The sequence below is a fragment of the Leisingera sp. MMG026 genome, from assembly GCF_021654205.1.
Taxonomy (GTDB): domain Bacteria; phylum Pseudomonadota; class Alphaproteobacteria; order Rhodobacterales; family Rhodobacteraceae; genus Leisingera.
In genome coordinates this window covers 12195-31756 of sequence record NZ_JAKFZM010000044.1, presented here as the reverse complement: position 1 = coordinate 31756, position 19562 = coordinate 12195, and the positions used below count along the sequence as shown (strand labels likewise).

General features: G+C 61.2%; 17 protein-coding genes and 2 pseudogenes. 7 read left to right on the top strand and 12 right to left on the bottom strand.

From position 1 onward, the window contains the following. The 5 genes and pseudogenes from L1069_RS19265 to L1069_RS19245 all read left to right on the top strand — a co-directional run. Positions 1-467 (top strand): hypothetical protein (locus L1069_RS19265; protein WP_237456758.1); only part of this gene is annotated, 467 nt, incomplete at its 5' end. 87 nt (positions 468-554) lie between these two features. Further along, positions 555-1454, top strand: coding sequence for an alpha/beta fold hydrolase (locus tag L1069_RS19260; protein WP_237456757.1), 900 nt, complete (start codon positions 555-557; stop codon positions 1452-1454). Between the two features lie 184 nt (positions 1455-1638). Further along, positions 1639-2412 (top strand): enoyl-CoA hydratase-related protein, encoded by a 774-nt coding sequence (locus L1069_RS19255; protein ID WP_237456756.1) that lies wholly within the window; start codon positions 1639-1641, stop codon positions 2410-2412. 209 nt (positions 2413-2621) lie between these two features. Then, a pseudogene (locus tag L1069_RS19250) lies at positions 2622-3061 on the top strand (transposase); the annotation flags it as partial. A gap of 665 nt (positions 3062-3726) precedes the next feature. Next, positions 3727-6606: a Hint domain-containing protein gene (locus tag L1069_RS19245; protein ID WP_237456755.1), complete on the top strand. Its 2880-nt coding sequence runs from the start codon at positions 3727-3729 to the stop codon at positions 6604-6606. A gap of 130 nt (positions 6607-6736) precedes the next feature. On the opposite strand, the gene L1069_RS19240 is transcribed toward L1069_RS19245, so the two are convergent. The 9 genes from L1069_RS19240 to L1069_RS19200 are packed head-to-tail and all read right to left on the bottom strand — an operon-like array spanning position 6737 to position 16047. Next, positions 6737-7561 carry a 3-keto-5-aminohexanoate cleavage protein gene (locus L1069_RS19240; protein ID WP_237456754.1) on the bottom strand — a complete coding sequence of 275 codons (825 nt, stop codon included), beginning with the start codon at positions 7559-7561 and terminating at the stop codon, positions 6737-6739. A gap of 4 nt (positions 7562-7565) precedes the next feature. Continuing rightward, entirely contained in the window at positions 7566-8447 is an 882-nt protein-coding gene (locus tag L1069_RS19235; protein WP_237456753.1) for an intradiol ring-cleavage dioxygenase, read from the bottom strand. Positions 8448-8451: 4 nt separating this feature from the next. Then, on the bottom strand, positions 8452-10236 hold the full coding sequence (locus tag L1069_RS19230) for an FAD-dependent monooxygenase (RefSeq protein ID WP_237456752.1): 1785 nt from the start codon (positions 10234-10236) through the stop codon (positions 8452-8454). A 2-nt stretch (positions 10237-10238) separates the two neighbouring features. Beyond that, positions 10239-11339 (bottom strand): branched-chain amino acid ABC transporter permease, encoded by a 1101-nt coding sequence (locus tag L1069_RS19225; protein ID WP_237456751.1) that lies wholly within the window; start codon positions 11337-11339, stop codon positions 10239-10241. Continuing rightward, positions 11339-12202, bottom strand: a complete 864-nt coding sequence (locus tag L1069_RS19220; RefSeq protein WP_129371965.1) for a branched-chain amino acid ABC transporter permease — start codon at positions 12200-12202, stop codon at positions 11339-11341. Before L1069_RS19220 ends, L1069_RS19225 begins: the two co-directional genes overlap by 1 nt. Continuing rightward, positions 12199-12906, bottom strand: a complete 708-nt coding sequence (locus L1069_RS19215; RefSeq protein WP_237456750.1) for an ABC transporter ATP-binding protein — start codon at positions 12904-12906, stop codon at positions 12199-12201. The genes L1069_RS19220 and L1069_RS19215 overlap by 4 nt, the downstream gene beginning before the upstream one ends. Continuing rightward, positions 12906-13625 carry an ABC transporter ATP-binding protein gene (locus L1069_RS19210; protein ID WP_237456749.1) on the bottom strand — a complete coding sequence of 240 codons (720 nt, stop codon included), beginning with the start codon at positions 13623-13625 and terminating at the stop codon, positions 12906-12908. The genes L1069_RS19215 and L1069_RS19210 overlap by 1 nt, the downstream gene beginning before the upstream one ends. 58 nt (positions 13626-13683) lie before the next feature. Continuing rightward, entirely contained in the window at positions 13684-14955 is a 1272-nt protein-coding gene (locus L1069_RS19205; protein WP_237456748.1) for an ABC transporter substrate-binding protein, read from the bottom strand. A 30-nt stretch (positions 14956-14985) separates the two neighbouring features. Then, a complete protein-coding gene (locus tag L1069_RS19200) occupies positions 14986-16047 on the bottom strand; it encodes a maleylacetate reductase (RefSeq protein WP_237456747.1) in 1062 nt (353 codons plus the stop codon). A gap of 91 nt (positions 16048-16138) precedes the next feature. Here L1069_RS19200 and L1069_RS19195 point away from each other — a divergent pair, with 91 nt between their 5' ends. After that, on the top strand, positions 16139-17089 hold the full coding sequence (locus L1069_RS19195; protein ID WP_237456746.1) for a LysR family transcriptional regulator: 951 nt from the start codon (positions 16139-16141) through the stop codon (positions 17087-17089). Between the two features lie 81 nt (positions 17090-17170). On the opposite strand, the gene L1069_RS19190 is transcribed toward L1069_RS19195, so the two are convergent. Next, positions 17171-17875, bottom strand: coding sequence for a UTRA domain-containing protein (locus tag L1069_RS19190; RefSeq protein WP_237456745.1), 705 nt, complete (start codon positions 17873-17875; stop codon positions 17171-17173). A gap of 17 nt (positions 17876-17892) precedes the next feature. Further along, complete coding sequence (locus tag L1069_RS19185; protein WP_237456744.1) at positions 17893-18249, bottom strand: hypothetical protein; 357 nt, start codon at positions 18247-18249, stop codon at positions 17893-17895. Between the two features lie 215 nt (positions 18250-18464). Here L1069_RS19185 and L1069_RS19180 point away from each other — a divergent pair. Next, a pseudogene (locus tag L1069_RS19180) lies at positions 18465-18941 on the top strand (hypothetical protein); the annotation flags it as partial. A 214-nt stretch (positions 18942-19155) separates the two neighbouring features. Here the strand turns inward: L1069_RS19180 and L1069_RS19175 are convergent. Next, entirely contained in the window at positions 19156-19548 is a 393-nt protein-coding gene (locus L1069_RS19175) for a hypothetical protein (RefSeq protein ID WP_129371959.1), read from the bottom strand. Positions 19549-19562 lie beyond the last annotated feature (14 nt).

Below are 19562 nucleotides of genomic sequence, written 5' to 3'. Positions count from 1 at the left end.
CGCAGGGTATCGACTACTTGATGTTGATATTCGTCTTCACAGGTGCAGAACAGGTAGAGCTTGGAGACTCAATCTTGCCGGCTATCGGCAGTGCCACCATAGATATGCGGTACAGTCACGATTTGCTGCCTGTGCTCGGCTGGGCGTTGGCAGCGGGATTTCTGGTTTACATCTTCTTCAGAAACTGGGTGGTGACAGCCTGGTGCTTTGGTTTGGTCATCCTCCATGAGCTTTGTGATCTGGTAACGGGTTATCCCCACAATTTTCACGGGCCGGACACGGCGGAGTTCGGATTACAGCTTTGGGTGGTCGCACCTGTGGCCGGAACCATCGCGGAGGCCGGATTGGGGGTGGCTTGCGTCGCCTGGTTTCTGCACCGCTACAAGGTGTCGTCGTCGGGAAAGTGGACCCTGTTCCTGCTCATGGGAGCAACCCCTTTCCTGCTTCTCCCGTTGGTTTTGCGCTAGGATGAGAAAATGAAAACGTATGAAACTTCAGGGACTTGGAAGCAGATAAACAGATTCCTGCCGGAAGATATCGGGATAACCGCAGACGTGAAACCGGCAGAATCGGAATTTCCCTGGCGCAAGAGTTCCATCCATCTGGAACGGTTTGCGAACCCGGAATCGCCGGTGCGTCTGTTGTTGCATCACGGCGTCGGTACAAACGGACGGTTGCTGTCAATGATTGCCGGGGCCGCCCTTGCCCGTAGGGGATTTGAAGTGACGGCGATCGACATGCCCTTATACGGCATGACGGAAAACAACGAACGGCTGGTCACTTATGAAGACTGGATCGACATCTCCCTGAAATTCATTGACGCGGAGTACCAGCGGGACCCCCGGCCGATCGTCCTCTATGGCCTAAGCGCCGGCGGCATGCTGACCTATCATGTGGCAGCTCTGGAACCACGGGTCAGGGGCATCATCGGGATGTGCTTCCTTGACTTGCGGGATTCTGAGGTCGACCAGATCATTTCCAAGTTTCCGCTGCCCGCAATCAGCGAGGCGGTCGGCGGGTTCGTTCTGGGCCTGTTGTCCAAGACACCGCTCAAACGCATGTATCTCCCGCTCCGGTACCTGGTCAAGATGAGCGCCCTGACCAATCCGCCGGAAGCGCAGGCCATACTCATCAAAGACAAGACATGGGGCGGATCCTCGGTGCCGCTGGCCTTCCTGACCAGCACCATGGGGTACAAGGCGGCGGTGCCGCCCGAGAAATTCACAAGCTGCCCGGTACTTCTGACACAGCCTGATGAGGACCATTGGACGCCCTTGATGGCCTCGGCGAAGTTCTTCGACAAACTGGCGTGTGAGAAGCACCTGGTGATGCTGAAAGGCGCCGGACACTATCCGCTGGAAGAAGAAGGCCTGCGGCAGATGCACGACGCCATTGACAAGTTTTTGAAGGCGGTCGCGGAAACAGAAAGCCAGGAAGACCGGCAGGCGGTCTGATCCGCCAGCTCCGATCTGCCGCACATCGCTACCGTTCTGGCCGTGATGTGCGGTAGTCAAAAGTCAGCTCCTGAGTGTGGATCGACCGGCTTGCAAGACATTCTGCCCGCAGAGACCTTCAACTCGCCTCGCTGGCACGTTGGGCAGCATTTCCACTTCACTCCTAGATCAAGGACCCCGCAACATGACCGCTGAACATACCGATACTGCAGATGTCGTTGTCGAGCGCTTGGACGCCGCCCTGCGCCTGACAATGTCGGCGCCGCAAAAAAAGAACGCGATAGGCAGTGGCATGTATCTTAAGATGGTTGAGGCGCTTGATGAAGCTGCGGCGGATGCCTCGATCCGGGCCGTTTGGATCCGAGGTGCGGGTGGCGTGTTTACAAGCGGGAATGACATAGACGATTTCCGCAATCAGGTTGACAGCGACGATTGGCCGGCGGCACGGTTTATCGACGCGCTTGTCACGTTTCCCAAACCGATTGTCGCACAGGTGGAAGGTCTGGCGATCGGCATCGGAACAACCATGCTCCTGCACTGCGACCTGATTTACGCGTCCAAGGACACGCGGTTCCAACTTCCGTTTGTAAATCTCGGCCTGGTACCTGAAGCCGGCGCATCCTATCTGCTTCCACGGTTGATCGGGCAGGCAAAGGCGGCCGAGTTGATATTGCTGGGCGGTAGTTTCGGTGCCGAAGAGGCGGTCACTCTCGGCCTGGTCAACAACGCTCTGCCTGCAGATGAGGTCGCACGGGCAGCGGAAGCAGCGGTCATGGTTCTCGTCAAACAGCCACCCAACGCAGTCATCAATTCAAAAGCCCTTCTGAGGGCACCTCTGACCGGAAACCTGAGAGATCGGGTTCGCGACGAGATCGTGCAATTCGGTGCGGGCATCAAATCCGAAGAGTTTACAGAGGCACTCACCGCATTCATGGAAAGACGAGAGCCCACATTTTGAGTTGCGCTGAAATGAGAAGCTGATGTCATTGCTGCCGGCTAAGTCAAGGAACATACGTTGATCTTTCAAAGCAAGAAGCAGAAGCCAATTCGGTTCGAAAGCATTGAATGAACACGAAAGTCACTCTCGCGATGGATGGATCAACCGGCTTTGTTGCACAAATCGCTCTAGGGGTTCACCGCATGAAACCAGTATGATAGCTGCGAAACCTGAGCATGCGGCCCCCTAAGAAGTACAAGACCAGGAACTGGCCATCGTACAGCGAGCCATTGATACGCCACTGGTTCGAGCACGCTGGCGAGCGCGCTGAAGCAACGCGGATCGCTGTCGATTTGGTTTGATCCGGAGATGACCTGGACGCCGCCGCCAACGGGCAAGCGAGCGCGTCAGCATGATTTCAGCGATACAGCGATCCAGGCCTGCCTGACCCTGAAGGTTCTGTTTGGTTTGCCGCTCCGGCAGACCGCGGGTTTCGTTGAGAGCTTGCTGCGGTCGCCCGGGTTGACGGGCGGTGCCGGGATTCAGCACCCTATGCCGCCGCCAGAGAACGCTGAACGTAAGCCAGCCGTCTCGTGGCAGCCCAGGCCCGCTGAACCTCTTGATTGATAGCACCGGCCTCAAATCTGAGGGGGACGGCGAATGGAACGCACCCTCTCGCACAGGGGCGCAAATCTTTGGGCAAGCATGCGGTTGAGCTGGAGGACGGGGAAATCGCTGCCCTGATCGGTTCCAAATGGTGCGGGCAAATTCAAGCCGTTGCGGGTGATTGCCCGGCTGGGCTTTTGTCAGCAGGCAAGCAGATGATGGCAGCGCGCTGATGGCCAGCCGGGAGATTCTGCTGGTGGTTGAAGCCTGTCTCACGCCGGCGCTGCGGCGCAGCATCTGCTTCGGGAACAAAGCACCGTCACCGTGCATCACACCGGCTGCGGACCTGCGTGATTTCCCTAGCACGGGGACATTGGAACCTGCACGCAGGAACACAGCGCCGGAATCGCGCCGCACTACCCAGCTGAAAGCATTTGCGTCAGTGACTATGGGTATCGATCTATGGGTGGTTCGTTGGCTTTCTTGGTCGCTGAAAGCCAGGCCTGCCTTGTTCCAGTGTGCTCATGTGCCGTGCTGGGATTGCCCGCATCGCTGGGCCAGTCTCCCAGAAGGCAGTTCATTTGTAATTTCCGGTGAGTTTACGGTTTGTTTTCCTGCACTCGCGTATCGGTCTTTGCGACGCAAACGGCAACTACCGGCAAGGCAGCCGGCATCCGGAGGAATTTGGTTGCTCTTCCTTCACAGTAAAATTGAAAGCCGAACAAGATTATGCCGATACCAGACTGGGTCCTTGACCTCGTAGCTTCCAAAACCGGCACGAATGCTGGTGACAAATTGGATGGAACCACCGGCGACGACACAATCGAAGCCGGTGCAGGCGAAGATACTGTTGCCGGTGAAGAAGGCAGCGACCTGATTGACGCCGGCGATGGCAACGATACCGTTTATGGCGACATGGGCGATGGGTTCGACCAGGGGGTGGACGCCACGCCGCTGGTGCTGGATATCAACAATATCCAGAGCATTTCCCACGATGGCTCGTCAGGATCCGCAGGCAATAATGCCGTTTTCAGCGACGTCGCCACCTTGGAGGACGGGACCAAAGTCTGGGGCAGGCTGGTGCTGGTGGAGAAATCCAACCCGGACATGTCAGTTCAATTCGGCTACACAGCCGGCGCGGAAATTCTGCTGGGCGGTGACGATCCGGGTGACCAGGCGACCTTCCGGCTTGAGTTCTTTGATCCGGACACCGGTGAGCCGGTCTACCTGAATTCAACGGCAACCTTCAATGACGTGGATGACAACAGCGGCTATGGCGATGCCGAGGCAGTCATAATCGACGGCGACAGTTTCACCTCATTCGGGGTGTCTTCGGACACGTCGCTTGGCACGGCGGTTGACGGCAGCTTGGTCACCGCAACCGGATCCGACTACAACGATTATACCGATCAGGATGCCTGGTTTTCTGCCGGTTTCGAGGATAAATCGTCGATCGAATTCACGCTGCAAACACGCGAAGGCTGGGCGGGATTTACCCTTTCGGGCAGCACGATTGATGACCCGGTCACCACCGCCTTAGAACAAGGGGCCGATACTGTTTTGGCCGGTGACGGCAGCGACGTGGTCTATGGCCAGGGGGGGGATGACTCCCTGTTCGGCGAGGCTGGCGATGACAGTTTGGATGGCGGCGACGGCGACGATGTTCTGGATGGCGGCACCGGTGCGGACACTCTGATCGGCGGGGCCGGGGGCGACACGCTCTCTGGCGGCGAAGGCGACGATTACATCGAAGGGGGCGCAGGCAACGACAGCCTGACCACCGGCCTTGGCAACGACACGCTGATCGGCGGCGAAGGCGATGACACGCTGATGAACTCTGCCGGTGATGACAGCCTGGTCGGCGGAGTAGGCAACGACAGCATCGTGGCAACCGACGGCAACGACACGCTGATCGGGGGTGATGGCGCCGACACCATGTACGGCGGCAACGATGACGACCTGCTGGTTGGCGGCAACGATAACGATCTGATGTACGGCGACTCAGGTCATGACAGCCTGGAGGGCGGCGGCGGCGATGATGTGATGGACGGCGGCCTCGGCAACGACACCCTGATCGGGGGTATCGGCGCCGACACGATCGCCGGTGGCGATGGCGACGACTACATCGAAGGCGGCGACGGCAACGACAGCCTGACCACCGGTCTTGGCAATGACACGCTGATCGGCGGTGCGGGCAATGACACGCTGCGGAACTCTGCCGGTGATGACAGCCTGGTAGGCGGCACCGGTGACGACAGCATCGTCGCAACCGATGGCAATGACACTCTTGAAGGCGGCGACGGCGCCGATACCATGTACGGCGGCAACGACGATGACTTGCTGGTGGGCGGCAGCGGCGACGATCAAATGCACGGCGAGGCTGATGCGGATACGTTCCAGATGTCCGACGGGTTCGGCAATGACACCCTGACCGGCGGCGAGGCGGGAAACGACTACGATACGGTCGACGTCTCGGCGGCCACCACCGGGGTCACGGTCACCTATACCGGCGATGAGGCCGGCACGATCACCGACGGCACCGACACAATCACCTTTTCCGAGATCGAGGCGCTTAAGCTGACGGATCAGGCGGATGTGGTGGATGCTTCGGCTGACAGCGCCGGGGTGTCGATCGACGCTGGAGCAGGCGATGACACGATCACGCTTGGCGCGGGCAATGATTCCATTACAACCGGGGCCGGCTATGACGAACTGATCCTGACCGGGGCGGGCGGCATCGACACTGTCAGCGATTTCAGCATTGCTGACGATGACAGCGACGGTTTCTTCAATGACCAGATTGATGTTTCCGATCTGACCGGCGGCACCGGACCCGACGGGGCTGTCCGCACCAGCGATATCTCGGTAACCGACGATGGATCCGGTAATGCGCTGCTCACGTTTCCGGGGGGTGAAAAACTTGTTCTGCAGGGGGTGGCCCCGTCACAGATCACAACCACCGCCCAGCTCATTTCTGCAGGCATCCCCTGTTTCACGCCGGGTGTGCTTCTTGCCACCAGACGCGGTGCAGTGCCTGCGGGCGGGATCCGGGTGGGCGACATGCTGCAAACCGCCGACAATGGTTTTCAGCCAGTAATCTGGGTCGGCAAGCGCACGCTGAACCCGGCAGAGCTGGCGCAGCACCCGCATCTAAGACCATATTGTGTCCGACCGGGCGGCCTGCTGTCTCCGGAGCGCCCGATGCTGCTGTCCCCCCAGCACCGTCTGTTAGCCGGCCCCAAAGCATTTGGACAAGACACGCAGCTTGGCGAAAGTTTTCTCTCGGCGAAACTGCTGGCAGCAGTTGACGAAAACTGCACACAACAGGCCGGGGCAGCCAATCCGGTCACCTATGTGCACCTCATGACCGAGCGGCATGAGGTGATTTTCGCAGAAGGTATCGCAACTGAGACATTCTGGCCCGGTCCCGAAGCCATCCGCGGGTTGTGCGCTGCAGACCGGCAGGAACTTTTCGGTCTCTTCTCTGAACTGGCTGCGGTTCATTGCTTGGTTGGCGAACACGGGCGCGGGTTGGTCCGCAGGGCTTACGGCGGCCTGGCCCGCCAGGCGCTAAAACGGCGCAACCTGCAACATTTTCACGCCGCCTGACAGCATCCGGGCCTAGCCGTGAAGTGCCCCGCGTGGCATGCTAGGGACCTGCATTTCCGCCATCGGGTCTGCTCAGTTGATTTTGCTGCTTCAATATTGACCCGCCGCGTGTCCATGCCGAATTCCAGTGTCACGCCAAGCCGAGAATTTTCCGCGCCTGGGCCGGCGTGGCGACCGGGCGGCCGTGCCGGTGGCAGATCTCCGTCACCTTTGCCACCAGTTCGGCGTTGGACGAAGCGAGCCGGTCTTTGCCGAGACGGATGTTGTCCTCCAGTCCTGTCCGCGCGTGGCCGCCATTGGCGACGCACCATTCGTTCAGGGTCAGCTGGTCCCGGCCGATCCCCGCAGCGCACCATTCTGCACCGGGCAACAGGCGGTTTACGGTCTTCACGTAGTAGTCAAAGACATCGCGGTCGGCGGGCATGGCGTTTTTCACCCCCATCACGAACTGAATGTACAATGGCCCCTTCAAACGCCCGTCCGCCTGCATCCGTGCAGCCTGGTGAATGTGGCTGAGGTCAAAGGCCTCGATCTCGGGTTTCACACCGTGGGTGATCATCTCAGCCGCCAGCCAGTCCACCAGATCCGGCGGATTCTGGTAGACGCGGGCGGGGAAGTTGTTCGACCCCACCGAAAGCGATGCCATGTCCGGGCGAAGGTGCAGCATGCCGCCCCGTTCCTTGCCCGCACCCGATCGCCCGCCGGTGGAGAACTGGACCACCATTCCGGGGCAGTGCTTTTCCAGCCCTTCCTTGAGACGCGCGAACCTCTCCGGATCCGATGAGGGGGACTCGTCTTCATTGCGCACATGCGCGTGGCAGATGCTGGCCCCGGCCTCAAACGCCGCATGGGTGCTTTCGATCTGTTCTTCGACCGTGACCGGCACTGCCGGGTTGTGCGCCTTGCGCGGCAGGGAGCCGGTGATCGCGACGCAGATGATGCAGGGTTTGCTCATGCCGTCAGCCCTTGGCCAGAACAAAGTCGTGCTCTACCAGATAGAAGGCCTCATCGAAACCGGCCTCCTGCAGCGCTGCCGGGTCTTCGATCAGGTCGAATTTGGCCATCAGGCTTTCCTTCACACCAAAGACCGCGTCGGAGTTGATGTAGGGGTCATCCGGGTCGAAGATGTGGGTGGTCAGGCTTTCAAACCCGGCGGCCTCAAGGATGTAGTGGAAATGCGCAGGCCGGTACGGGTGGCGGCCAAGGTCGCGCAGCAGCTTGCCCACCGGGCCATCGTCCGGGATCGGGTAGAATTTCGGCTTAACGGCGCGAAAGCTATAGGTGCCATCGGCACCGGTGCGAAACACGCCGCGCAGGTTGAAATCGGGCTGGATGCCCTTTTGCTGCACATCGTAAAACCCCTCGTCATTGGCCTGCCAGACGTCGATCTTGGCGCCCGCGACCGGGTTGCCATCCGTGTCGAGGATCCGGCCACTGACCAGCATCGGCTCGCCCTTGCCATCAAGGCAGATGTTCGAACCCATCGGCAGTTCCGGCGCCTCGGCCACGTGGAAGGGGCCAAGCACCGTGCTTTCGGAGGCGCCGGAGGGTTTGCGGTTGTTGATCGCGTCCACCAGCATGGAAACGCCCATGATGTCCGACAGCAGGATGAACTCCTGCCGCCAGTCATCGCAGGTATGGCCGGTTTCCGTCAGGAACATGATGGTCTTGAACCACTCTTCCTGGCTGGGTTCCATTTCCTTAATCGCGGCGTGGATGTGTTTCACCAGGATATTGACGCAGTCGCGCAGCCGCTCGTTTTCGGCCTTGGCGTTGCGGGCGGCAACAACCTCGGCGCTGGTTTCTTCGGTGAAATAACCCTTTTCGTGTTCATCAAGCATATTGTTACTCCGCTGCCATGGAGGCCGCCGCGCCGCGGCCGAATATATGGGAAAGCACCCGGCGCAGTTCGCCCTCGGGATCCGAGGCCATTTCGTCGGCGCGCCAGCAGACGTGATGGTCGGGACGGACCAGGATACAGCCGGAATCAGTAATTTCCGAAGCCCGCGCCCAATCGCCGGTATGGTCTGCGAATTTGCGCCGCGGTCCGATCAGACGCACCGTCAGCGGCAGACCGAACTCTGCCCCCACGGCCTTTGCCGCCTCTTCCCAGGCCTCGCCGCCGATGCCGGTCAGCAGGGTAAAGGCCCCCTTTCCGCACAGATCCAGAGTTGAATGCTTTTCTCCCGTTTCAGGGTCGAAAACCCAGACATGCGGCAGCCGCGCGCCGGGCCAGGTGGTGGGCTGGTAGTGCAGTTCCGCGTCCAGCTCGAATGCCGGTTCCATCTGCCCGTCGGTGACCACGGCATCGGATTTGTAGCGCTGGTTCATTTCCACCCCATGGGCGTCGAACTCGTATTTCTTGAAAGCGATTGCGTCGCGGATTGCGGCGCGCTGCTTTTCCGCCTCCGGCGTTGTTTCGCAGCGGGCCGCCACGCTGGAGCGGATCTCCTCAAGACCGGTGCCGCCGGTCATGCCGAGGGAGTCAAAGATCGGGCCGAACTCGCTGATGGACTGGTTGGCGCGGGTCACGATCTGCTTGGCAACCGGTGCGCGCTCGGCGGTGTAACTGTCCAGCAGCGCAGGCGCGGCCTGGCCGTTCAGCACCGCGGCCAGTTTCCAGGCGAGGTTGAAACTGTCCTGGATCGAGGTATTGGAGCCAAGCCCGTTCGAGGGCGGGTGCCGGTGTGCCGCATCGCCCATGATGAAGACACGGCCGTTGTGCATCCGGGGGGCATAGGCGTTGTTCACGGTCCATGTATTGGCCGAGATCAGCTCGATTTCCAGCTCCGGGTCGCCGACCAGCTGCCGCGCGACCTGTGTTGCCATCGCCTCGTCCACAACCGGTGCGGGTTCATTGATGTCATAGCCCCAGACGATCAGCCATTCGTTCCACGGCCGCACCATGCGCACCAGCCCCATGCCGATGCCGCCGACGTCGGCGCCGGGCTGCATCACCCAGTACAGCACGCTGGGCCGGTGAGCGACGTATTTCGACAGATCCGCGCGGAACAGGATGTTCATCGACCCGCCCACGCCCATCTTGCCTTCGATCGCAAGGTTTTCGTTCTGCGCCACCAGCGAGTTGCCGCCATCAGCACCGACAAGGTATTTTGACCGGACCGTGAATTCGCGGCCAGACAGGCGGTCGCGGCAGGTGGTGGTCACGCCCTCCGCGTCCTGCGTGTGGCTCAGGTATTCGGTGCTCATCCGGGCCTGGGTGCCGCGTTTGCAGGCGGTTGCAAACAGGATCGGCTCCATGAAGGTTTGCGGCAGGTCGTTCATCATCGTCGGGCTGGACAGCAGATGCTCGGCCTTGGACAGGGGATGGTTGCCCCAGCTTTTCATACGGCCGATCTCTTCGCCGGCAAGGCTTTCGCAAAAGACATTCTCGCCCATCAGGTCCTGGTGGGCCGCATGCATATAGGCCTCCGCTTCGACATCCTGCCCCAGATCGCGCAGCACCTCCATTGTGCGCTGGTTGGTGATATGGGCGCGCGGGGTGCTTGCCAGCCAGCGGTAGCGGTTGATCGCCATATTCGCGATGCCGTAACTTGACAGAAGCGCCGCCGTTGCAGAGCCCGCAGGCCCGGTGCCGATGATAAGCACGTCGGTTTCGATCTCAGCCATGGTTATTCCTCCTTGAGTGTGCCGCCGTTCAGACGCCGCTGAACGGGAAAAAGCTGAATGCCGGTCCGGTCGGAGAAAAACCCCCATAGGCCGCGCGGCGCCAGGAGCATGACCGCGATTCCGATAAGACCAAGCGTGAACAGATACCAGCTGCCAAAGTCGGCCAGCAGCGATTGCAATGCGAAGAAGATGAGCACGCCCAGGATCGGGCCCTCGATTGTGCCGATGCCGCCGATCACCACAATGAAAATCACGTAAGCCGTCCAATCGGTGACGCTGAAGGCGGCATCGGGGCTGATGCGGGCTTTCTGCACATAGATCAGCGCCCCGGCCAGCCCGGTGCCAAAGCTGGCCGCCAGGAACACCAGCCATTTGATCCGGCCAGCATCGACGCCGACGGATTTCGCGGCTTCCGGGTTGTCGCGCACGGCCGACAGCGCCAGTCCGCGGCGCGAGCGCAAAAGCGCGTAGATCGCCGCGATCACTACCACTGCCAGCAGCAGCGCCAGCCAGTAGGTCAGGATATCGCGCGCGGCGGCGGTCTTTACATCCAGTGCGGATTTGATCCAGTCGGTCGCCCACATCCCGCGGGTGGCGGTGCGGGGCAGGGAGGTGCCGGTGCCGCCGCCAAGTGTTTTAACCTGCGCAAGGAGCAGCCGCGCGACTTCGGCCATGACCCAGGTGCCAATGGCGAAATAGGCGCCGGCAAGGCGGAAGGCGAAAAAACCCATCGGCACTGCAAGGACCGCTGCCGCCAGCCCGCCCAGCAGGATTGCAGCAATCGGATCGATGCCTGCGATGATGACGCCGCCGAACATCGCATAGGCGCCGATGCCGGCAAAGGCCTGCTGGCCGATGCTGACCAACCCGCCGTAGCCTGCAAGCAGGTTCCAAAGCTGCGCCAGCACCAGCATGGTCAGGATGAAAAACAGATCCTGGATCAGCCCGCGCCCGGCAAAGAACGGCAAAACGGCCAGCAGAAGGATCACGCCGCAGGCCAGCAGGCCGAACATATTGGACGCCTTTGTGCGGGTCGTCACGCGAAACGGTGCCGCCGCAGAAAGTGCCGCAGATTGTGCCGGAGAGTGTGTAAGATCAGCCATCAGTCCACCGCCCTTGGAAACAGTCCGCGCGGCTTCACCAGCAGCACGAGGAGGAAGGCCAGGTGCCCGGCCAGGATTTGCCATTCTGGGTTCACGGCGGCGCCCAGCGTCTGTGCGACGCCGATGATGATACCGCCCGCAAGCGTGCCCCACAGGCTGCCAAGGCCGCCGATGATCACAGCCTCAAAAGCATAGATCAGGCGGGCAGGGCCGATTGCCGGATCAAAATTCGCCCGCATCCCAAGGTAGAGCGCCGCCAGCGTCACCACCAGCATGGCAATTGCCGTAGCCGTGGCAAAAATGCGCCCGGGGCGGATGCCCATCAGGCTCGCCGTGACCGCATCATCCGAAGTGGCACGGAAGGCGCGGCCCAGCGCGGTGCGGTAAAACAGCTGATTCAGCCCCAGGATCACTAGGACGGCGGAGGCAAAGGTCAGAAGCGGCAGCACCCCGATGCTGAGATCGCCCAGCTTCACCGAGGCGGTGGCGATCGCACCGCCCGGCAGGCGCTGGCTGTCGGCGCTGAACCCTTCGAGCAGGGCGTTCTGCAGCGCGATCGACAGGCCGAACGTCACCAGCAGCGGCGGCAGGATATCCGTCCCCAGCGTGCGGTTCAGCAGGTGCAATTGCAGCAGCCACCCGGCAGCGAACATCACCGGCGCGGCCATCAGCGCCGCCGCAAACGGTGGCAATCCCAGAAGCGTTACCAGGACAAGGATCAAGTAGGCCGCACATACAATCAGGTCGCCATGGGCCAGATTCACCAGCCGCATAATCCCGAAAACGAGGCTGAGACCGGCGGCAAACAGCGCATAAAGCCCGCCCAGCAGGATGCCCTGCAGAATTGTGTCGATCCAGATCATGCGGCGGCTCCGAAATAGGCTGCGTGGATATCCTCGCGGCGCAGATCTTCGGGCCGCCCTTCAAGGGTGATGCGACCCTCCATCATGCAGCAGACCCGGTCGGCGGCTGCCATTGCCTGGCCGATATCCTGTTCCACTACGATCAGGCTGGCGCCGCTTTCCTGGATTTTCGGCACAGCGGCATAGATGTCCCGGATCACCACCGGCGCCAGGCCGAGGCTGATTTCATCACACAACAGAACCTTGGGGTTCGACATCAGCGCGCGGCCGATGGCCACCATCTGCTGCTGCCCGCCCGAAAGCGCAGTGCCCGGATGGTTTCGCCGTTCTGCAAGGATCGGGAACAAGTCGTAGATCGCTTCCAGGCTCCAGTAGCCTGGGACCTTGCGCCCGTAGGTGCCGATCAGAAGGTTCTCCTCGACCGAGAGAGACGGGAACAGTTTGCGCCCCTCTGGCACCATCGCAAGACCCAGCGGCATGATCTGATCCGCACTCAGGCCCCCTACGGGCCGGCCCGCCAGATGCACCATGCCGGGGGCCGATGGCAGTACACCTGCCAGCGCCCGCATCAGGGTTGTTTTTCCCGCGCCGTTGGCACCGATGATGGCAAGGGTTTCCCCTTCGTCCAGCTGCAAGTCGATGCCGAACAGCGCCTGAAAGTCACCGTAACGGGCGGTAAGGCCGCGTGTTTCCAGAATGGGCATCAGACACCGGCCCCCAGATAGATCTCCCGGACCTCGGCCCGGTTCATGATTTCATCCGGCGCGCCAAGGCCGATCACCTTGCCGAAATTCAGCACCAGCAGCTGCTCCACCACCGAGGTGAGCGCATGCAGAACATGTTCGATCCAGATAATGGTAACGCCGCGGGCATGGATGCTGCGGATGGTGTCTACCAGGGACAGGCATTCGCCCTCGGTCAAACCGCCGGCGATTTCGTCAAGCAGCAGCAGCTTGGGATCCGTTGCCAGCGCACGCGCCATCTCCAGCCGCTTGCGCTGCAGCAGTGCGAGGCCGCCAGCCGGTTGGTTGGCCGCCTGCAACAGACCGCATTGGCTTAGAATGCGGGCGCAATCAGCCTGCACATCCCGTTCGGAGGCCTTGCGCCCGTGGGTGGCGGCCACCAGCAGGTTCTCGAACACGGTCATGTTGCCGAAGGGCTGCGGCACCTGGAAGGAGCGGCCGACACCGGCAAGACAGCGCTGCATGGCGGGTACCGCCGTCACGTCGCGCCCGTCAAAGCGGATGGATCCGGCGTCGCTGCGCAGATTGCCGGTGATGAGGTTGAAAAGCGTCGACTTGCCCGCGCCATTGGGCCCGATGATGCCAAGCGCCTGGCCCGCCGGAATCTCCACGGTGACGTCATCAGCCACCTTCAGCTGGCCAAAGCTTTTCGAAACGTTGCGCAATGAGAGAAGGGTCATGTCAGCAGCTCCACCCGCCCCATCGCGCCGATGCGGCAATACAGGGTTCCTTTCAGCATCATGAAATGGGTTCCATCACGCCGCCCGCCGGCACCTCGGGCGCGGTGGAACTGTCAACGATCACAAGGTCATAGCTGCCGCTTTCTGTCAGCCGCCATTGACCGCCCACCAGCGGTGTCTTGGCCACGTTCGCCTGCGCAAACAGCGGCAGGCCGGTGCCGTCAAAGGCGATGCGTCCGACGATGGAGGCAAGCTCGGTGGCGGCGATTGCTTCGGACACGGTATCCGCATCCCCTGCATCATCCACGCGGGCCATCACATCAGCGGCCATCTCGAACAGCGCATGGGCAAAGCCGATCGGCTGGGTCCACTGCCGCCCGGTTGCAACGGTGAAGCCGTGGGCAAGACCGGCTGCGGACTGGCCCGTCAGTGAGGAGCTGAACGGATGGTTCGGGGACCACCAGACTTCGGAGCTGAGGTTGTGGCCTGCATCCCCCAGGGTCTCGACTGCCTGCGGAAACAGGACCGCCTTGCCGATGGTGGCAGCCTTGGGCGCAAAGCCCTGCTGTTTGGCCTGGGTCCAGAATGTGGTGAAGTCAGGCGGGACCGGCACGCCTGTCACGATCTCCGCTTCGGCCTGTTTGAAGGCGTTGATCTGTGCGGAGAAGTCATCCGTCAGGTTCTGGTAGCGCCCAGGGTCGGTCAGCCTGTAGCCGCTCTGCTCCAGTACCGGCGGGAAGCCCAGCACCGGGTCGCCCCAGGCATTGCCGTCGCCATCGTTCGGGTAAAGCGCACCGACGGATTTGTTGGTGTCCAGCTGGCTCCACATGGCATTGAAGACCGCGATGATGTCCTCCAGCCCCCAGAAGAAGTGATAGGCATAGTGAAACCGCTCCCACGACCCCGGATCGCCGGAGTTGCCCTGCTGACCGGCGAACCACGGCTGCCAGGGGGCAACGGTGGAGATGCAGGGAATTTCCTCAGCCTCGCAGGTTGTGGCAACCGGGTTGGTTGTTTCCGGCGTAGAGGCGACAAGCATCAGGTCGATGCCGTCATCCACGATCAGCTCGCGTGCCACATCCGCCGCGCGGTTCGGGTTCGATTGGCTGTCTTTGACGATGACCTCGAAATTCCGGCCCGCGTCGGTTGCGGCAAAGCCGTCCAGGATGAACCGGTCCGCCTCGGAAAAGGCCGCGAGCGGGCCTGATTGCGGGCTGATGTAGCCCAGTTTGATTTTTGCGCCCCGGGCCAGGGCGGGCGCGGCAAGTCCGCTTGTGCTCAGCAGCCCGGCAGCGGTGCCTGTTTTCAGCAATGTTCGGCGGTTGATCATGGGGTCTCCTCCCTGATTACAGCTCATGGTTCAGTTACCTGGCGCGTCTCCTCCCCAGGCGCGCGCCAGCAGGTCCCGAATGCCCGGCCGGGTGATTTCTTTTGGGTTCCAATAGGGGTTCTGCACTGCCAGGTCGGCAGCGCGGTCCAGATCCGCCTCTGCCAGCCCCAGATCGCGCAGCGCCATCGGGGCGCCGTGATCCTTGGCGAATTGCCACAGTGCGGCCGCCGGATCGGCACTTCCAAAGATTTCGCCAACGGGGGCCAGCAGGCCGGGCACGGCAGCAGCGTTATAGGCGGCGGCGTGCGGCAGCACGATGGCATGGGTTTCTGCGTGCGGCAGGCCAAAGCTGCCGCCAAGTGTGTGGCAAAGCTTGTGATGCAGCGCCATGCCCACCTGTCCCAGTACCGTGCCGCAGGCCCAGGCACCCTGCTGCGTGGCAAGGCGCGCTTCCAGACCGGCCGGATCCTCCATCACCCGCGGCAGGGCGCCGGCAAAGATACGCAGCCCGGTCAGCGCCAGTTCAGTCGACTGTGGATTGCGGTCCTGCGCATAGAGCGCCTCGACGGCATGGGCCATGGCATTGAGCGTGCTTGTCACGGTCATCGGTACCGGAAGGGTTGCCACCAGTTCCGGGTCATAAAGCACGGCGGCCGGGCGCAGATTGCTGTCATTCACCGTGGTTTTCACCCCGTTCTCAGTCTGGCCGAGGATCGGTGTGCATTCGCTGCCGGCATAAGTCGTGGGCAGGGCAATCTGGGTGACGCCGCTGCGCAGAGCCAGCGCCTTGCCAAGCCCAATGGTCGAACCGCCGCCGGCCGCCAGCACAGTGTCCGCGCCGACATCCTGCAGATGTGCCAGGGCTTCCTCGGTCACCTCGACCGGCGTATGCATGGCGGCGCGGCAGAACACACCTGCCGCCTTGGCGCCCAGCTGCGCCGCCAGCTCCAGCCCGAGATCCGATTGATGCGGTGTGGTCAGCACCAGAACGCGGTTGGCATCCAGCGCAGAAACATGACGGTCCAAGGCGCGGTGCAGCCCCGCCTCAAAGATGACGGTCTGATCTGATCCGTATTTTGCAGTGTCGAACATGCCGGGTGCCTCCAAACCGGGTGTGACACCAATATGATGGATAATTTTTCGAACTTGATCGAACTTGAGGGCGTTAATATAACCTTTCGGTATGAAGATTGATCCCCGTCACCTTGAATTGCTGTTTGCCATCGTCGATCGTGGCGGGCTGACCGAGGGGGCAGACCTGCTTGGCAAGTCGCAACCAAGCCTGTCGCGATCGCTTGCGATGCTGGAGGAGCGCGTCGGCGCCCCCTTGTTTGAGCCGGGCAGGCGCCCGCTGCAGCCGACCGAATTGGGCCTTGCCCTGGCCGAGGAAGGCAGGAAGGTCTTTCTGGCAGTGCGCGGCAGCGGTGCGGTTCTGGAACAATTCCAGCGCGGCAAAAGCGGCGCAGTGCGGGTTGCCGGCACGCCGGTGTTCCTCGACGGGGTGATCTCGCCCATGATCGCCGAGTTTCAGATGGGCTACCCGGACGTGCGTATCGACCAGAGCTACGGCTATCCCGGCGACCTGATGCCGAAGCTCAAGGAGGGAACCCTTGATCTGGCCGTTCTGCCGTTGCGGCAGGCGTCAATTCCCGAAGGGTTCTCCTTTGATCAGATCCTGCCTGGCCGCAATGTTATCGCCTGCCGGGCAGGGCATCCGCTGGTCCGGCGCGGGGCAGTGAAGCTGCCGGAAATTGCGCAGTATTCCTGGATCGCGCCACCGGCGGACAGCCCGCTTTACCACGACCTGCGCGCGGTGCTTGAAGGGATCGGAGTGAAGGACTTCAAGGTCAGTTTCTCCGGCGGCTCCCTCAGCGCGGTGGTCAGTATCCTTACGGGGTCCGACGCGCTGACAGTGCTGCCGTTTTCCGTGGTGTTCATGATGCGGCGCCAGAAATCAATCAGCGCCCTGCCGGTCCGCATTGGTGATCCGGACCGGCATTTGGGCATTTTACGCTATGAAGCCCAGCCAATGCGGCCCTCTGTAAAGCGTTTCGCGGGCTATATCCGGAGCGAGTTCAAGACCCTGTCCGCCAGTATCACCCGTGTGGGCCAGGATGCTGTCTGGCGGCCCTAAGATGCAGATTGCAGGCGCTGGGCATTTTTAATTCCGAACCTGGCGTCAGTGCGCAGGCCGCTAGGCGTGCGGGCGCAAACCTTACAGATGAGTGGTCATTTTATATCCGGGAGCAAAAAACAGCTTTGCCAGCGTTACAGGCTTGGTGCGCAGCCAAGTAATCCTTTCCGCCGTGAACAAGGGGTCCCCCAGAGGGGCGTCCAGAAATTCGGACACTGTCTGATCGGCCTTGGTCGCCATGAAGCTCAGCTCAAGATTTGTGAAGGGAACTTTTTGCACCAGCCAATCATTCGGACCGGATTGGGTGAAATCCGCCTCCAGAACTTCGGGGATGCTGTCTGTCACAACCCAGCGCACTTCATACTGGAACGGCGCATTGCCGGCATAATGCATGCATCTGATATGCAGAACCTCCTGCTTTTGAGGGATATCAAGCCGGGCTGACAGCCATGCCGGGGCGGGCATGATACGGCTTTCCACCAGGGAATACCGGTAGGCGGCGCCTGTTTCAGCGATTTCATCCCGCACTAGGGGGATGGAAAACTGGGCTTTGCGGACCGGTGAATTCAAAACCCGCGTCCCGGCCTTCCGCTTGCGTTCCAGATAGCCTTCTTCGGCCAGCTCCCGCAGTGCCCGGTTCACAGTGGTGCGCGTGCTTGAGAATTCAACAGCCAGGTCCGTTTCGCTGGGCAGCAGACTGTCCGGCGCCCAGATTTTGTTTTGGATCCGGTCCAGAACGACCTGCTTGATATCCCTGTAGCTCATGTTCTCGTGGGGGGCTGGCATTCGGATTTCCAATTCGATTAAAGAATTTTAATGACTATATATATACACATAATGTTCGGGCGGGAAAGCGTGATGAACGACTGAACAGCCTTGTTCGGCCGGATCTGTTGCCCGGCCGAACAAGGCCTGCAAGTACGCGCGCAGAAGTGTGGCTGGCCTTTTCCGGCAAAATAGTTGGCAATGTCAATTAACGTGACGGTCTGGCGCTCCCAGGTCCACAACTCCCTGGGTTGCCGGATCACCCTGCTGGCGCGGGTGATCGAGCGCCGTTTTGTATAGCGGAATGCCGGACGCAGGCTGACCCGCGTCACCTGGTGCGTGCTGCGTTTGACCGCCGCCAAACTGTTGCTGGTTGGGCCGCGCATCGTCGCCAAGCTGTAACACATCAGGGGCAAACCAGGGGGTGAACTGTTTTCCTGCCGCAACCGGCTTGTGCACCCGTTCGAGACCCTGAAAAACGTGGCGGATCCCACCTCTATATCAATGAGGCGAACGCCGCTCGGGTGCCAGAACGGGCCGGCCTGTTCGCTCGCTCCCTGTTCGGCTATCTCGGTAAGGGCCTGCAGGAGTCCGCCAAAACGGTAGTTACGTCCGCAATCTCGGCTATCCTGCGCGAGCGCATTCGGTGATGGATGGCGGAGTGCTGCAACCGCCCTTGCTGCTGTTGTCCAGCCTCGGTGACGTTTCCCGCATCGGCGAGGTGATGCTGTACCACGTCCTCGGCCCCGGCTGAAATCCGGCGCCATGTGCGGCCGTTGCAGGAAAACCTGTCCCTGGAACCTCGAAGAGCTGTTTGCGGAGCTGCCGTTCCGCTGGGCTGCGAGGAACCTGCCGGGCAGCGCGCCCCTGTTGGCGAAACCAGCGGCCCGCTCAAAGTACCAGATCGCAGTGCTGTACATAGACATTGGCCGCGGCGGTTCCAAGCTCATGCACCGGATCTTCGAGGAAGGCTGGATGGTGTTCAACTCCAAGCCCATCAACCACTTCGCGCTGATCGAGGATGCCGCCAATTCCTATTTGATACGCCGTGACGCATCGCCTGCAGGCCTTGGATAGAGACTTTGAATTCCGCTGCTCATGTTCGGAAAGGCAAACGAGAGTTTGTTGAGGACCCGCAGGCCGTGCCCTGGGTTAAAAAATACATCTGCATTTCTCGAACCAAGGCTCCCGCGCCGGCGAACCGGACGGTGTGCAGGGAATCGACCTCTAGGCGGGCGGCGCAATTTTCTTAAGTAAGAAAATTGCCAAAAGTTTTTGCAAAACTTTTTGCGCGGCAGCGGTTAATACGGCTGCCGCTCTCCCAGCAGATACCTCGCTGCATCCACATAATCAAAGGCCAGCGAAATTGCGATCACTGTGCAGACAGCCAGAATGATCCGCCGTGGCCAAACGGGCATACCGGGCTGCGCCCGCTGCTGCCACAGCCAGAGCAGCAGAGGTGTCCACAGGACTATATGCGGCAGTCCCAAGAGGCGTACATATCCAAGCTGCCCGTATAGCCAATAAACTCCGGCCCCCGCCAATACACTGGCCGCCACGGTGGCCAGCCCGGCCACCCGGCTGGGCTTCCAGATCAGCAGAGCCAGCGGCAGGACAAAAGCACCCAGGAACAGAATGTTGACCCAGATTTGCACCCAGAGCGGCTGGCTTGCGATCGCTTCGTTCAGTGTCATTGCAGACCCTCCCG